Here is a 14,708-nt window from a genome sequence, read left to right as displayed (position 1 = left end):
CGCGCTTGGGGGTCACTTTTTGAGTTGCCAGTTCTTGACGTTGGAAAACAAGTACACAGGGTCCAAGGGGACCGCCGCCAACGTATCGTCGAGCGCCACGTACGTGTCCAATTGCCACAGCGGAATGATCGCCGCCGTGCGGGCCACGTGGTCGTGGACCTTGTGCGTCCATTGGCGGACCACGGGGAATTGCTTGTGCATTTCGGTGTTGCGGAAAAACTCGATGATCGAATCGTCCGGGCTGTAACCCATCACGTTCGCCTGGTGCGGGCCAGTAGCGCTGGGGTCCAAGAGGGGCCACAGCCAATACGTCTCGTCGGTAAAGTCGTAATGCCAATAGGCCAGATCGAAGTCATGGGTGTCCATGACCCGGCTGGCCAGCTCGCGCGGGCCGAGCGCCTGCAGCTTCAGGATGATGCCGTGTGGCTCGAGTTGCGACTGGATCAGTTTGCAGGCCGTTTCCACCTCGGGCTCGTCGGCGGGGTAAATCAGCGACAGCGCGGGCGGTTTTACTAATTCGATCTTGGCGGTGTGCAAATAGTTCCAGGCCAGCGAGGGATTAAACTGCAACGCCTTAGGATTGTGGGCCCACGAGCCCAGGGGGTACGGCCCGTGCAACTCGGCATGGTCGGTCTTGCGGCCGTTCGGGCGGAAGCTTTCCAAAATCAGCTTGCGATCGATGGCGTGGGCAATGCCCAGCCGCAGGTTCTGATTCTGCAGAGCTTGGCGGCGATGATTCGGCGCCAGGAACCAGACGGTGGGAGTCGACAGCCGGCGTACCGTGCGCCGCTGCTGTTCGAGCTGGGTGACGTGTTCCGGCCGCAGGCCGTAGACCAAGTGTAGCTTACGCTGCGCGAACAGATCGACCGCCCGCAGCGAATCGAACTTCGAGACCGAGATTTCGCGGATCACTGGTCGTTCGTTGCTTTGTCGATTGGGATTCGCCACCAGGCGCAGATGGCTTTCGTCCTGCTCGACCAGTCGGTACAAACCTGTCCCGACTGGCGCGCGATCGAAGGCGTTCCACTCGTTGGTTTCACCGCCGTTGGGGAACAGGTGCTTGGGCAAGACCTTGAACTTCATCAGCGACAGTGGCTGCCAATAGTCCTTTTGCAGTCGGAGCAAGACTTCGAACGGGTCGGTCTGCTCGCCGTGCTCGACTCCGTCCATCAACTGGCTCCAGCCGGGGCAATAGCCTGGCAGCTTCTTGTTCTGCAACATCTGAATCGTCCAGCGCACGTCATCGACCGTGCAATAGACCGGCTGCCCTGAGTCGCTGTCGGACCATTGGCGCACGTTGAGCAGGAACTTGCGTCCGCGCGGCTCGGGCTCGGGCATCAACTCGGCCAGCTCGGCTTCGTAGTGCTGCCCCATTTCGGCGTCGGTGGCGTTGCGCACCAGACCCTCGAACAATAGCGCCGCCAGGTGACGCTCGATCGCCGAGTTGGCGTGCAGGGGTGAAAACGAGTCGGGCAGCTCCGCATAGGCACAGGCTAGCGTCTGGAAATCGGTTTCCCAGCGACGACGCTGTTCGTCGAGCCCCGGCAGCGCCGGCCAGACCAGAGCGGCACGCTCGATCAGCCTGCTGGCCTCGTTTGGGTTCGTCGTCTTCACCTTTTCCGCCTGGGCGGCCGACTGGCGCGCCAGGGCGATCATTCGTTCACGGAACTCGACGCAGGCCGGCGATTTCTCGAGCAGGAAGCGTCGGTCCATCTCGTCGATCATTTGCCGGAGCTGCTCAAAGTTCTCGCTGGCGAACGCCTGCTCGGCGCGCTGGCGGAAGATCTGTTCAAAGCGAAGCAGCAATAGCTGGCGGACCTGTTTGTTGGCGGCGCGGCTTCCCGAGACCGCGCCGGCGTTGGCTTGTCCCAATAGCGTCAATAGTTGCTCTTCGGCCTGGTTCATTGCTCCCTGGGCCAGCAGGGCGTTGATCTGGCTCAATTGCAGATTGAAGCGAAAGTTCAGGATCGGCTGCCGCGCGATTCGTTCCCAGATGCCGCTGTCGCGCTGTTGGCGCTGGACGGCCGAGTCGTGCTCGGCCAGCGCTTCGTCGAGAATCTTTTCGGCGCGTCGCGCCGCGGCCACTCGGGCCGGGTCGCGCAGGTCGACGGTCACGCCGCGCGCCGAAGTGATCTGGGGCGCTTCGATCCCCAGCGCTTCACGCGCCTTGCTGAGCATGCGAATCTCGTAGTAGTCGATCTCGTTGATGTCTTCGCCTTTGACGCGGAAGACGATCTCGCCGGTCTCGTTCTTGACCCGTAGGTAAAACGTGTACTCCAACAGCGGCTCGAAGCGTTCGTGATAGGTCGGGTCTAGTCGCAGTTGCCGGGTTGAATACTTGCCGGCCTGTTTCAGCTTGAGCAAGTCGCACACAGGTTCCGAGTCGTCGCGTTCTTTTTTGGTTTTCCGTTTGGCGGCGGGGCGTGCCGCGCCAGTGTCGCCGGTTCCGGGGGCTCCGTTGGCTGCTGGTCGCGCGGGCGCTGGATCCTCGTCGGGACGGTCAAGGTTCGACACCTGGAACCAGACGACCGTGTGCAACGCGTGAAGCAGAGCTATGTCGCTCGTGGCCGCCGTTGCGCTGCACGGGATCATTAATAACATCACGGCGAACCAAGCGAGCGAGGTCAAGATGCTCAGCGCCGGCCGGCCGTGTGGAGCGGTTTGTTTCATTGGTGCGCCAACTCCTGCATCTGGCGATAATCGTCGGCTTCGTTGTAACCGGCCCGCTGGCATGTGGCCGCCATGTTGGCGAACACCTGCCGGGCCAGCCCGAACCGGTCGGCCCCCGACAACTTGAACGTCGCCAGCGAGCGGCGGAATTGGGCCAGCGCCAACTCGACGTGTCCTCGGTCGGCCAGGTGAATGCCCAGGTTGTTGAGCAGCTTCCCTTGGCTCTCGGGCGTGGTCGCATAGCGGCTAAAACCTTCGAGCAGCGCGGTCATGCGCCGATCTTCGTCGGTGACGCGCGTGGCGTTCAAGTACGAGCTGTCGGCGAATTTCACGTCGCTTCGGTCGTAGAGAGGCAGCTTCAGTTCGCGCCGCAGAGCCACAATAGCCGGCGTCAGCCCGAACACGTTGCCGACGTTGAAGGCGTCGGCCAATTGCAGCTCGCGCTGGGCTTCTTTCTGGTCCCCGCGCTGGACCAGGCAGCGTGCCAGGTTCAAGTGGGCCGGTGCGAACATCGGGTTCACATGCAGCGCGCGGCGGAACTTGCGCTCGGCGGCGTCCCACTGGTTGTTGCTGGCCGACGCGGCCCCCATGAAGTTCAGCAGCATGGGGGTCTGGTGGACGTCAAAAGCCCACGAGCCGCGCGTCAGCAGCGCCGGAGCATTGATCTTGCCGTCGAGACCAAAGAACTCGCGCATCGCCAGGTAGACGGTGGCGAAGTCCTGTTCGATCTTGACGTCGATGGCCGATTCGTTGGGGCGGAAGCGAACCAGGTGTGTCCCTTTGGGCAAGAACAAGTACGGGGCCGGCGTGGGGATCGTGGCCGACAGATCGAGCAAGGGAAGCAACTGGCCGTTGACCTCGACGATCGACGCCCCGGCCGGAATGCGCACGGCGTACTGCGTTTGCAGGCGCTGACAGTGCGGGTCGTCGAACTGACGCGATTCACCTGACAAAGCTCCGGAACCGGCGCCAGCGGGCTTGCCCAGGGGGGACTTGGCCGGTGGTTTGGGCGCGGCGGTCGTGGGGAGCGTCGGCGGCGCCTTGGGCGTCGGCGGTGTGCGTGTCGTTGGCGGTGTGCGTGTCGTTGGCGGTGTGCGTGTCGTTGGCGGTGTGCGTGTCGTTGGCGGCGCGGGCGTCATTGGCGCTGGCGTTGAGGCGACGGGCGTTACTGGAACGGCGGGCGGAGCGCTGGTTGAGGGAACGGTTGCCGGCTTTTCGGCGACGGGCGACGGTGACTCCGGCGGCTTGGTTTCCGCAGTGGTCGATCGCCGCTCGACCGCTGGTTTGTCAGTGGTCTTTGGCTTGGACTCTGGCGTCTTGGGCAGTTCCACATCGACTCGCGCCACTTCATTGCCGTCGCGCGACCAGAGGGCCATGCCAGCCACGCAGACAATCGCCACCAGCAAAACACCACCGACGGCCGCGAACACCGGCGCGCGGCCCGCCTTCTTGCGCGGCGCCGGCGGCGTCCATAGCGGAGCACTGGCTGGTGGAGTCGCTTGAGCAGTCGCAGCGGGGCTTGCCGCCGGTCGCACAGGTGGCGGCGTTGTCGCGGCGCGCGGCGGGGACGCGCTCGGCACGTTCAGCACCGCGCCGCACGTCGGGCACTTTCCCTGCTTACCAGCCCATTCGGGCGGCAAGTTCAGGCGGGTTCCACAGGTGCAATCGACCATTATCATCGTGGGCCAGCACTGCTCACTCGTGATTCATGAACACAACGAACACGTCTTGCGGCTTCTTATCATGGGCGACAATCGCGATCTCGGGCACGCCGCTGGCCGGATTCACCGCCAGACTCGTCGGCGTGGTGATTCGCTTGGGATAGTGAATCACGCGCGATTGGCCTGTCTCGATATTGGTGGACACCAACGGGTAATAAGCGTCCTGCCGCTGGGCGTGGGTGAAGTACCAGAGGCCGCGCCCCGAATGGTCCCAGCCAGGGCCTTCGGAATCGAAGTCCTGATCAACCACCACATCGTCCCCCACCAGTTGCACCGACGGCGACTCGCCGACACGCGCCACGGCGATCCGCCAAGGCTGCCGCTCGCCGACTTCACAGAAGAAGCAGGCCACGTGCTGTTCAGGTGGCGACCAGGACGGGCCGCGCAGCCGCCCGCTGCGCGAAGCGATGACCGGTAGATCGCGCTCTTCGAGCAGTTGGCGCACGAGCAGTTCCGACGTCTGGGCCGTGCCAGGATTGGACAGGCGCAGGTACGTGAAGCTGGCCCCCGACTTGGACCAGCGCGGGGCCGAGCCTTGGGCCAGCGTGCGCGGCGGCTCGACCTGCTGGGCCTCGTTCCAGGCCTGGTGCATGACGTTGCCGTCTTGTTCATACAGCAAGCGCCAGATGCCGTCGGTTCGTCGATACAACGAGGGCATGGCGCGCCGCTGGGCGCCGGTGGCTTTGACTTCCAGCTTGGCGCCGTCGGTGGAAAAGCAGATTTGCGATGACGTGGGGCTGCTCTGCAAGCGGCAGAACGACCAGGAGCCCGGCGCGTTGATTCCCCAGCGGAACATGAAATCGTAGGCGTTCAATTGCTCGCCGACCGAAGTGGGCTGCGATCGGGTCAGATCGGTGAACAGCAGCAGCTTGCTCTTGCCGGCGCGGGCGTCGCTGCGCTGGAACGACAACGACTGACCGTCCGCGCTCCAGACCGGCACGTAGTGGTTGTTGGCGTCGCCGTAGAGCTTGAACATCAAGACCGCTTCGATTTCGGGTTTGGCCACCGCGGCGCGCAACTCGGTTAGCGTCGGCACGCGCGGCGCGTCGATCAACTCGCGCCCCAGGGGGATGTCGTCGAACTCGCCGGTCAGCAACGTCTGGCCATGCGCCGACGAGGCCAAGGCGACCACGATCGCCAGGCACTCGCAAATCGCCAGCGCAAACCGCGCCGGGGGGCGACGGTCGATGTGGCGTTCGTGTGTGATGATTGGCGTGCGCATCGGTCTCGGTCAGGCTAAAAAGGAAACTTGGTCTCGCGCTGTTCTTCGGTCTCGCTGAACTCCAGCTTTCGCGGGTTGGCGGCCCGGGTGGTGATGCGAATCTCGAATTCGTATTTGGCGGGCTCGTTGCTTGTCGAGATCACCCGCAGCGCTCGGAATCGCTCGTCGGGGTAGGGGGGATCGAACCGGAAGGTCTCGCTCTTAGGTATCTCGATCGACATTCGCGCTTCGTCGAAATCCTCGAGCAGCCACCAATCGGCCCGATCCTGGCTCGCTGGGTCGAGTCGCCCGCTGACCTTGATGCTGCCCACGCCGCGCGCGCCGCAGGGCACCCGTTGCCCCAGGAACCACTCGGCGTTGGCGTCGGTGGTGTCGGTCTGGGGCAAGATGCGGCATTGCAGGCGGGCTTCGAGCTTCTGGGCCAGCATGCCGCGCTCTTGCGGCTTCAGCTCTTCCCCTTTGGTCTTGTCGTTGTTGTCGCGCAGTTGGGCCACGCCCCGCAAGGCGCGAATCAACTCTTCGGCGTAGTTCGAGCCCGTCGAATCGACGATCACACCGCAGGTTTCCAGGTAGGTTTCGGCCACTTCCATCGCTTGCAGCGCGAGCAGCGTTTGCACCAGCTTGCCGGCCCCTTGCTTCTCGCGATCGTCTTTTTCCTTCTTACGATCCTTGCCCCCATAGCCGCGCTTGAGTGACAGTTGATCGATCCGGGCGCGGAGCTTGTTCATCGAGTTCGAGCCGGCGTGCACCAGGACAAATTGCCGGTAGATTGCATTGTCGTCCCCGACTGGCGTCCCCTCGTGATCAAGAATGAAGCGGGACATCTCAGGGCGTTTTCGCTCCTTAGCCACCTTTTGGGCGGCCTCGGTCGCGGGACCGAAGAGTTTCTCCACTTCGCGGATCGCTCGGTTTTGCACGTCGTCGACCGACATGTGGGCCGGCAGGTCGACGTAGCACTCGGCGCGACCTTGCTTGTTCTCGACGGTGACGTTGCGCACTTTGACGGCCGACTTGGGACTGGTCTGCTCGATCGTCATCCGCACCGGTTCCTCCAGCGGCGCGGTGATTTCGAGCTTGTCCCGATCGAACAGCACCATCGTCACATTCAGTTGCACGACCAGCCCTTGATCGGTGAGCACCACCTTGCGGGCCGGATTGTTCGGCGCGAAGTTCAACTGCAAAATGCCCGACGCCGGCGGAACTTGCGCCGCGGCCGAGGTTGCCACCAGGCACATTGCGCCAACGAGCAAGCTGATTGGGCCGCGACGGTTCATTGCGCCGACTCCTGCCCCGCGCTCGGCTCGGGGACCGAAAGGGAAATCATCGTGCCATCGGTCAAGGGGACCAACACCTGGTCGACGCCGAACGGCACCGCGGCCGCGTCGGGGCCGACCTGCACCGGCATTCGCTGGGTCCAAATCGCTTTGCCCGATTTCAGGTCCACGGCGGTCACGCGCCGGCTGTCATCAGCCACCAGCAGTGCTTGCTCGCGCTGGACCGGGGTGCCACAGATGCGGCCCTTGAACGGCTCGGTCGTCCAGCGCAGATTGTTGTCGGCCGCATCGACCAGATCGAAGGCCACCAGCTTGTCCCGATCGACGACGGCAATCGCGCGCGAACCGTAGATAGCCGGCGCCGTGGCAATCGGGCCGCCGAGCGACCAGTGGCGGAGTTCTTTGGAAAGATTCGACGCATCGCGCAGCGAGACTTTGCCCGAGGTCGTCGCGATGAGCGCTCCCTGGCCGGGCACCCAGCGCGGAGAATCGACCAGCGGCTCGTTCGAGTTGAACGGCTTGCCGATCGATTGCCACTGGGTGACCTGCCGCTCGGTTACCAGTTGCAGCAGACGCAGGTGGCGATGATCGTCAATCAGTAGAACGGTATGGTCGTCAATCGAGGCGACCTCGACGGCCATCTCGGCAATGTCCTCGGCCGATTTGCCCGACGCCCAGTGGTAATCGATCTCGTTGCGCGTGTTCCGCTTGCTGCCATCGAGTGGAACGCGATACAGGTGCCCGTCGCGGCAGGGCACGACCAGGACGGCGCCCATGATCGCCGGTCGACCTTGGATCGGGCCGGGCAGGTGGAGTTCGGTCCAATCGCCGTCCGATTTCGCGCCGTCGGCGTTGACTGTTTCGAGCAGCCTGATTGCCAGCACTTGGCGCTGATTGTCGGCCGAGGCCAGGTAGGTGCGTTGTTGATCGTCGCGCAACCGCCACAACTCACCTTCGTTGGCTCGATGGCGGATGCCCTGGCTGGCCGCCGGTTCGATCAGTGTGGTGGTGACGGTCGAACTTTCCGACGCGGGATGCGGCACCCGGGCAACTCGGGCCGTGGCGTCGACGAGCCAGACCTGGTCCTTGGTGACGATCGGATCGCCGACGACCTTGATGCCCAATTGACGCTGCCACAACAAGCGGCCGCTCTGGGCGTCAACGGCCGAAACCTGGTGGCCGTAGCCGCCGGCGGCCATGGTCGTCAGATAAAACGTCTCGCCGCGCGGATCGACTTGCGCTTCGTGCAGTGGCAAGCCGCGCAGGCCTTTACCATAGGGAAGCGGGCGCAGCTTCTGGCCGATGATATCGACGGCCAGCTTACGCAACTCGCCGCCGGCGATCACCCAAACCAGGTGCTCGTTGGCGTACACAACCAAGGCCCGTTCCGGATGCATGGTGAGCGACGTGCTTTGATCTTCGATCAAAGGGAAGATCGCCTCGTGACGGTTGTCGAGGTTCACGCCCCACGCGCCGAGTTGCCCCGAGTCGGTCATGAACAGGATCCGATCTGGCGACGTCAGCGGGCGAAACCAGGACCAGCCGGTCAGCGCCGCGGCGCGGAGCGGAGCCGTTCGCGGCCGCGCGAAATCTCCCTTGGTCAACTCGAAGGCGCGGAGTTGCGTCTGGTCGAGCGTGCTGGTCTCGGTGGTGATCAGGTAGCCGCCGACGACCAACGGCCCGTCGCGCAGCGCCCCGCTGGCATGGTCCGAGAAGAGCACCGACTCGCAAATCGTTTCATCGGTTTCGTCGATCGCGCGGACATTGATCGCGAACAGCCGTTTGCTGTCGGCCGGAAAGTAGGCCATTTCGGTCGCCGGGTCGTACGTGCCGGCCACGGTCATCGGCTGGCCGGTGGCAATCCTGGCGATCCTACGACCGAGCACTGGTTCGAGCACGTGAATCTCACCGTCGCTGGTGGGCAGCAATGCACGCACCCGCGGCGGTTCGTTCGGATCGTCTTCATCGGGAATTGAGACCAGCAACGGCGGCGCTGAAATGTCCTGCCCGACCGCGTAACGCCACAGCACGCGCCCCGAAGCCTCGTCAATCGCCAACAGCGAATTGTCCTCGGTTCGCACGGCCAGCAGCGCCATCAGCCCCTCGGCGTTGCGGCCGATCTTTTGCGGCACCCGGTACGAATCGATCCCCAGTCGATGGACCCAGAGCAGGTTCCCTTTCTCATCAAGCGCGTACAGCATGCCGTCGGCCAGGGCCAGCACGACTTGAGGCCGGTTGGTGCGCGCCGCGCCGGTAATGTGGTTCTTCCAGACGGTGACGACCGGCGCGCCCAGCCCATAGGGAGACGGCGCTGCCGCTTCCTCGGCCGGCTGGTCAAGCGGGTCTTCGCGCTGCAGGCGGACGTGGGCGGCTTCGGACATTTGCGCCTGCTCGCGCAGCGTGTTCAACTTGGCATCCGAGGCCAACTCGGGAAACTCCTTGAGCTTCCGCGCGTCTTGGGCGTACAGGGCGTCGACATTGCGCGTCTCGGGGTTGGCCGCTTGCTTGAGCAGTTCTTCCACTTCGAGGCGGACCAGCGCCACGCGGACCTGGCGCTCGGCGGCGTCGATGGTCGCGGCGGCCTGCGCCGTCTGCTCGGCGATTCCTTCCTTGGTCACCGCTTGCGAGACGGTCGACAGCAGATCAAACACCGCCCGGGCGTCGGCAATCCGCTCGGCGCGTTCCGGCGTGATCGGCTCTTGGGTGGCTTGCGATAGGAAGTGCTCGATCAGCTTGGTTAGCCCCTGGTAGAAGTCGCCGCAGTATTCCTTGTACGCCGCGTTGTCCCGGTGCTCTTTGAAGACTTGTTGTGCCCGCTCCCAGCCGCGCTTGGGATTTCCGGTGGCCGAGAAGATGTCGCCCCCGGCGTCGCACATGGCCGCGAAGTAGGGAACCTCGGCGACGTGTGGCGAATCGGGATGCTTCTCGGCGAAGGCGGTGAACTCTTTCTTGGCCCGGGTCCATTTCTGGTCGTGATACTGCTCGACGATCCGTAGCCAGATGTCGTCGGGCGTCGCTTGCGAAGCGACTTTGAACCAATACCAGGCGCCGCCGACGGCCACGAGCGCGACCGCTCCCACGGCCAGCAAGGCGTTCATCCAGCGTCCCGACTTGGCGCGTCGCTTGCCGGCAGGGGGCAACGTGGTGGACGACGTTGTCGAGGCGGTGAACGCCGGCTCGGGCGCGGGGGCTGGCGGCGCGGACTCGACCACGAATGTTTGGGGAAACTCGGGAATGACCGGGTCCGACCAAGGGGCCGACCGTGGCGAAGGATCGGTCGAACGTGTCGGCTCGGGCGCGCGGCGCGGCGGCGTGTCTTGACGGCGAGGGGGGGAGTGGCGCGCGGTTGCCGTTTCGGGCAGAGCCGAAGAGGACGAAACCACGGCCGACGCAGGCAATGTGGCGATCTCTTCGGTGACTTCCTCGCCCACCACCGGCGGCGCATCGTCGAAGACAATGGCATCGAGCAGCGGCTCTTCCAGATCGGCGAGCAGCCGCTCGAACTCGGCCACCAAGCGAGTCGGCGCGGGCCGGCTCATCGGGTCGACCGCCATCATCTGTTCGACCAGCGCCGACAACTCGGGCGAGACCTCGTCCCGCCCTTCGCGCGCGCTCGGACGTGGTGACTCGGCATGGCGCTGGGCGAGCGTCTGCGAATTCGCGACGCCGAACGGCGGCTTCTTGGTCAGACAGTAATAGGCCAGACAGCCCAAGCTGTAGACGTCGGCCGTCCAAGTCACCTGTCGCGAGTTCTCGGCTTGCTCGGGGGCCTGGAACGTGGCCGAGCCCAGCAGCGAGCTCGATAGCATGGGCCGAAAAGGAAGCGTCGGCAGGCCGGGTACAATGGCCTGCGAAAAGTCGACGAGTTGTACGCTGTTGTCCGGCGCGACCAGCACGGTGCCCGGTCTGAGGTCACGGTGAACCACGCCACGTTCCGTGGTTAGCGCTAGGGCTGACGCCAGATCGCGCAGCAACGCGATCACCTGGGGCAACGGTTGGTGATGTTTGCCGAGCAGCAGCTCATCGAGCCCGCGACCGCTGAACTCTCCACAGATCAGATAGGCCGAACGGCCCTGGCTGCCCGCGGCGTGGGCCGTGACCAATCGCGGGTGGGAACCCAGTTCGCGGCTGGCCGCGACGGCTCGTTCGAGTCCGGCTAGAACTTCCGGCGCTGGGTTCTCGTGGACAAACACCGTGACCGAGCGATGCAAATCAGGCTCGCGGCCATGAAAGAGCCTGGCCGAACCAAGTTCGTTGAAATACTCCAGGTCGCAACACGAACCGAGAATGAACGAGCGGCAGGCCGGACACTCGAACGGCGCTGCGTCCGGCAGCGGTTCGGAAAGTGGTTGTCGGCATGCGGCACAAATCGCCATGGAGAATCCGTTGCAAGTGAACTGGCCGGGACGACCGGCGCTCGGTGGTGTGCCACTGGCTTGCGACATGTACGCCCGTCGGCCGTGGCGGCGCGCTACTTGTCCGTCGAAGGCGGCGCGCGCGCGGGCGCATTGTTGCGCGGACCTGCCCGCGATACGAAGTGAACTTTCTCGATCTGGGCCCCCCCGGCGGCATCGATCACCCGGACGATCGTTTCGTGGTCCACGTCATCGGCCGCGTCGAGCAGCATTTCCGACTTGTCCTGTTGGCGAACCGTTTCAGCGAGATGGGCCTCCAAGGCGTCGATGCCGATTGGCTTGCCTTGCACCGTGATCGAGCGGTCGGCGGCGATCTTGACCAGGATGTTGTGCTTTTCCAGTTCGGACAACGAGCGCGCGTTCGTCTGGTCGTCCGATTCGGCCTTGGCCATGTCGAGTGTTTTTTGCACGACGTAGGTGGCGGCGATCATGAAGAAGATCAAAAGCTGAAACGTGACGTCGATCATCGGCGTCATGTCCATTTCGGCTTCTTCGCTGGCGCGCGCGCGGAACCGCGCTCCTGGCGGCAAGTATTGGTGCAGCACGGGGTGTTCGCCGATCGACGTCCACGCCGTTTCGTGGTCCTGGCGCACTTCGTCCGATTCGCCAAGGGCGCTTTCCTCGATGGCGCGGACCAGCCGCGCGTGGGGAATCGCCATGCCAGGGGCCTGGGACTCTTCGCGACGAAATTGCCAGCCGGTGGGCATCGTACGGTTGAACTCCGGTCAGTTGCGCGCTTCTTCTACGCCGAGCATGATGCGCCCCACGTTGGGCACGCCCCCCAGGCGTTCGACCACCGGGCGGATGTTCAGATACTTGGCCGTCTTGTCGGCGTCGATGATCACGTCCAGAGGTTGGGGGCTGGCCTGGGCGTTGGTTTGCACCGCTTGGACCAGCGCGTCGAGGGACGCCACGCTGTTCTCCTCGGCGATTGTCAGCCCTAGGAAATAGCGTCCCGCCTCGTCGATCAGCACCATCTGGGTTCCTTCGGGGCTGACGCCGCGGCCGTGCTTGGCCTCGGGCACCGCCAGCGGTGCGGGATTCGCCAATTGATTCGTCAACATGAAGAAGATGAGCAATTGGAAGGTGACGTCGATCATCGGCGTCATGTCCATTTCGGCTTCTTCGGCGGCGCGCTTGGGGCGCGGCGGCAGCCAGGAACTGCCTCCGTCGAGCTCGGCTTCGAGGGCCTCTTCGTCGATCTCGTCGACCGCGAACTCGGCCATGATCGGGCGTTCGACCGGCGCGCGACGCGGCAAGCGCGCGGCCAGCATCGGCACCGTGCGGATTTGCGTCCAGTTCGACTTGCCGCTGGGCGTGATCAGGTCGTCGGCGCGCAGTCGCCCCTCGATCGCCCATTGCAGCACCGTGGCCAGCGGCTGGCGCGGATAATCGCGATTGAGGGCCACGATCCGAACGTCGTACAGCTTGTCCGACATGCGACACGGTATCCTGGGAAACGAATCGTGACTTAACGCGCGCCCGGCTGACGAGCCAAACGCGGGACCAGCCGCATGGCGGACTCGGCGGCGCGTTGCAGGTCGAGCTCAAAGGCGCCGACCCGCTCGCGAAGCATCGTGTAGGCGAAAATCAAGGGAATGGCGATCAACAGCCCTTCGGCCGTGGTGAACAAGGCCATGCCGATGTCATTGGCCAAGGCGCTCGGTTCGACACGGGTCGCGCCGGCGATCTTGCCGAACGCCAGAATCATTCCCCACACCGTTCCCAGCAGCCCGAGCATCGGCGCCAGCTTGGCGAACACCAGAATCACCGGCAGCAGAAAGTTCAACTTGGGCAGCAGGTCCAACTCGATCAGGCTGCGCAAGGCGTCGCGCGTGGCCAGTTTTCCCTCGGGGCCAGTCTGCAGCGTGATTTTGAAAACCTCGGCCACCAGGCTGGTCTCGACATCGCACATTTGCATGGCCGCCGGCGGGCCTCCTTGGGCCAGCGCTTCGTCCAGGCGGCGCAGGAACTCGGGCAGGTCGGACTTGGCGCTGACATTCAGCAAGACGCGCCAGATCACGACGCCCACACTGGCCAAGCTGAGCAGCGAGAAGACCAAGGTAAAGGCCAAACCATTGGCTTCGTAGATTTGCGTGAGGCTCATAGACGGTGCAGCTTCCAGTCAAAAGGTGTGTGTAAGTTCAAGTCAAGTCATCGGCGTTCCGACTGGCGCGAGACGCGTACATCCCACCCCGAGCCGCCTTGGGACATCTCGAACACGGTCGAGGCGATGTCTTCTTCAGGGACGTTGCGATAGGCCAGTTCCAGCTTAGACAGCCGGGCTTCAAAGGCACGGGGAAAGAAAATGTAGAACCCTGAAGCATTCCCCGCGCCGAGGACTCGCAGCAGATCGCGATCGTTGCTGGTCATCGATTCGCTGGACCAAGACATGCGAATCTCGTCGTCCAAGGTCTGCACCCAGCTCTTGGGCGGGCGGCTGGTCAAATCGGAAAAGTAACGCCAATTGCCGCCGTCGATCGGCACGGCCACCTCGGCGCCAAAAAACTGAAGCATCTGAGCGGTTTCACTTCCCGAAGCTGGTCGATAGGTGATCACCCAGCGCGCGCGCCGCGCGGCGGTTCCCGACGGGCCTGAGCCGCCGCCGCCCCCTTTGCCGACGTTCTCGGCGAGTTTTTTCTTAGCCGCGTCGAACGCCGAAGCGGCTTGGGCCGCGGCGGCTTGGGCCGAGGCTGCTTCGGCTTGGGTCGGGCCGACGACCTTCTTGCCGCGATCGTTGATCTGTTCGTTGACGGCCACTTCGACCTGCTTCACATCCTGGGTCGGCGTGGTGGTGGGAACCTGCGGCATCGTCGGCTGTTGCGTCTGGTTCGGCAGCACGTCGGACGGCGTCTGGGGATTGCCGTCGCCAAAGTCCGGCGCCGCCGTGGCGTCGTCCGAGACTCGGACCACATCGACTCCCGGCGGTTCGGGGTCGTGCTTGACGGTGATCGTAGCCAACAAGCCAATGATGAAGGCCAGCAGCCCGTGGATCAAGCACGAGGCCAGCGACGATTTGGGCAGCTCGTGATTCGGCGAGTACTGCTGGTAGAAACCCTCGTCCTGGTACTCGTCTTGCGGCGGCGTATAGGGAGCGGGCTGTGGCGCTAAGCCTGACGTCATGTTTGCTGCCCTCCTCCCCGCGATGGTTCGTTGGTCGCCGCGACGCCGATATACGGTGCCGCTCGATGAGCGACGGATGCGAACTACCCATCAGTGGTAGTGTAATGGGGGGTGTGGAGTCCAGGCAAGCATACCGCCCCGAAACTTGGCGACTTCTTCAGGCCGGAGCATGGGCATTTCGGTGCGATTTCAAAAACCCGTCGAGTAGCTCAGATACTCGTCAAGATGCAAAACAGGTAGTCACGAGTAGCGATCCGGATTCCAGCGCTGGCGGCAATTCCGG

General features: G+C 64.0%; 9 protein-coding genes. All 9 read right to left on the bottom strand.

Annotated features, from left to right (window positions below):
• Window positions 1–12: 12 nt before the first annotated feature.
• Window positions 13–2,670 carry an ABC transporter substrate-binding protein gene (locus tag JSS27_04755; GenBank protein ID MBS0208246.1) on the bottom strand — a complete coding sequence of 886 codons (2,658 nt, stop codon included), beginning with the start codon at window positions 2,668–2,670 and terminating at the stop codon, window positions 13–15.
• The gene (locus JSS27_04750; GenBank protein ID MBS0208245.1) at window positions 2,667–4,343 is read right to left on the bottom strand and encodes a hypothetical protein; all 1,677 of its coding nucleotides are present in this window, start codon (window positions 4,341–4,343) and stop codon (window positions 2,667–2,669) included. The genes JSS27_04755 and JSS27_04750 overlap by 4 nt, the downstream gene beginning before the upstream one ends.
• A 22-nt stretch (window positions 4,344–4,365) precedes the next feature.
• Complete coding sequence (locus JSS27_04745; GenBank protein MBS0208244.1) at window positions 4,366–5,613, bottom strand: hypothetical protein; 1,248 nt, start codon at window positions 5,611–5,613, stop codon at window positions 4,366–4,368.
• Between the two features lie 14 nt (window positions 5,614–5,627).
• On the bottom strand, window positions 5,628–6,887 hold the full coding sequence (locus JSS27_04740; protein ID MBS0208243.1) for a hypothetical protein: 1,260 nt from the start codon (window positions 6,885–6,887) through the stop codon (window positions 5,628–5,630).
• Window positions 6,884–11,263 carry a PQQ-binding-like beta-propeller repeat protein gene (locus JSS27_04735; protein ID MBS0208242.1) on the bottom strand — a complete coding sequence of 1,460 codons (4,380 nt, stop codon included), beginning with the start codon at window positions 11,261–11,263 and terminating at the stop codon, window positions 6,884–6,886. Before JSS27_04735 ends, JSS27_04740 begins: the two co-directional genes overlap by 4 nt.
• A 95-nt stretch (window positions 11,264–11,358) precedes the next feature.
• A complete protein-coding gene (locus JSS27_04730) occupies window positions 11,359–12,009 on the bottom strand; it encodes a biopolymer transporter ExbD (GenBank protein ID MBS0208241.1) in 651 nt (216 codons plus the stop codon).
• Between the two features lie 18 nt (window positions 12,010–12,027).
• The gene (locus JSS27_04725; protein MBS0208240.1) at window positions 12,028–12,741 is read right to left on the bottom strand and encodes a biopolymer transporter ExbD; all 714 of its coding nucleotides are present in this window, start codon (window positions 12,739–12,741) and stop codon (window positions 12,028–12,030) included.
• A gap of 32 nt (window positions 12,742–12,773) precedes the next feature.
• The gene (locus JSS27_04720) at window positions 12,774–13,409 is read right to left on the bottom strand and encodes a MotA/TolQ/ExbB proton channel family protein (protein MBS0208239.1); all 636 of its coding nucleotides are present in this window, start codon (window positions 13,407–13,409) and stop codon (window positions 12,774–12,776) included.
• A gap of 47 nt (window positions 13,410–13,456) precedes the next feature.
• Entirely contained in the window at window positions 13,457–14,425 is a 969-nt protein-coding gene (locus tag JSS27_04715) for a hypothetical protein (protein MBS0208238.1), read from the bottom strand.
• Window positions 14,426–14,708 lie beyond the last annotated feature (283 nt).

The organism is Planctomycetota bacterium, from assembly GCA_018242585.1.
Taxonomy (GTDB): Bacteria; Planctomycetota; Planctomycetia; order Pirellulales; family PNKZ01; genus JAFEBQ01.
The sequence above is the reverse complement of the archived record's forward strand: the minus strand, read 5'-3'. Positions and strand labels throughout refer to the sequence as shown.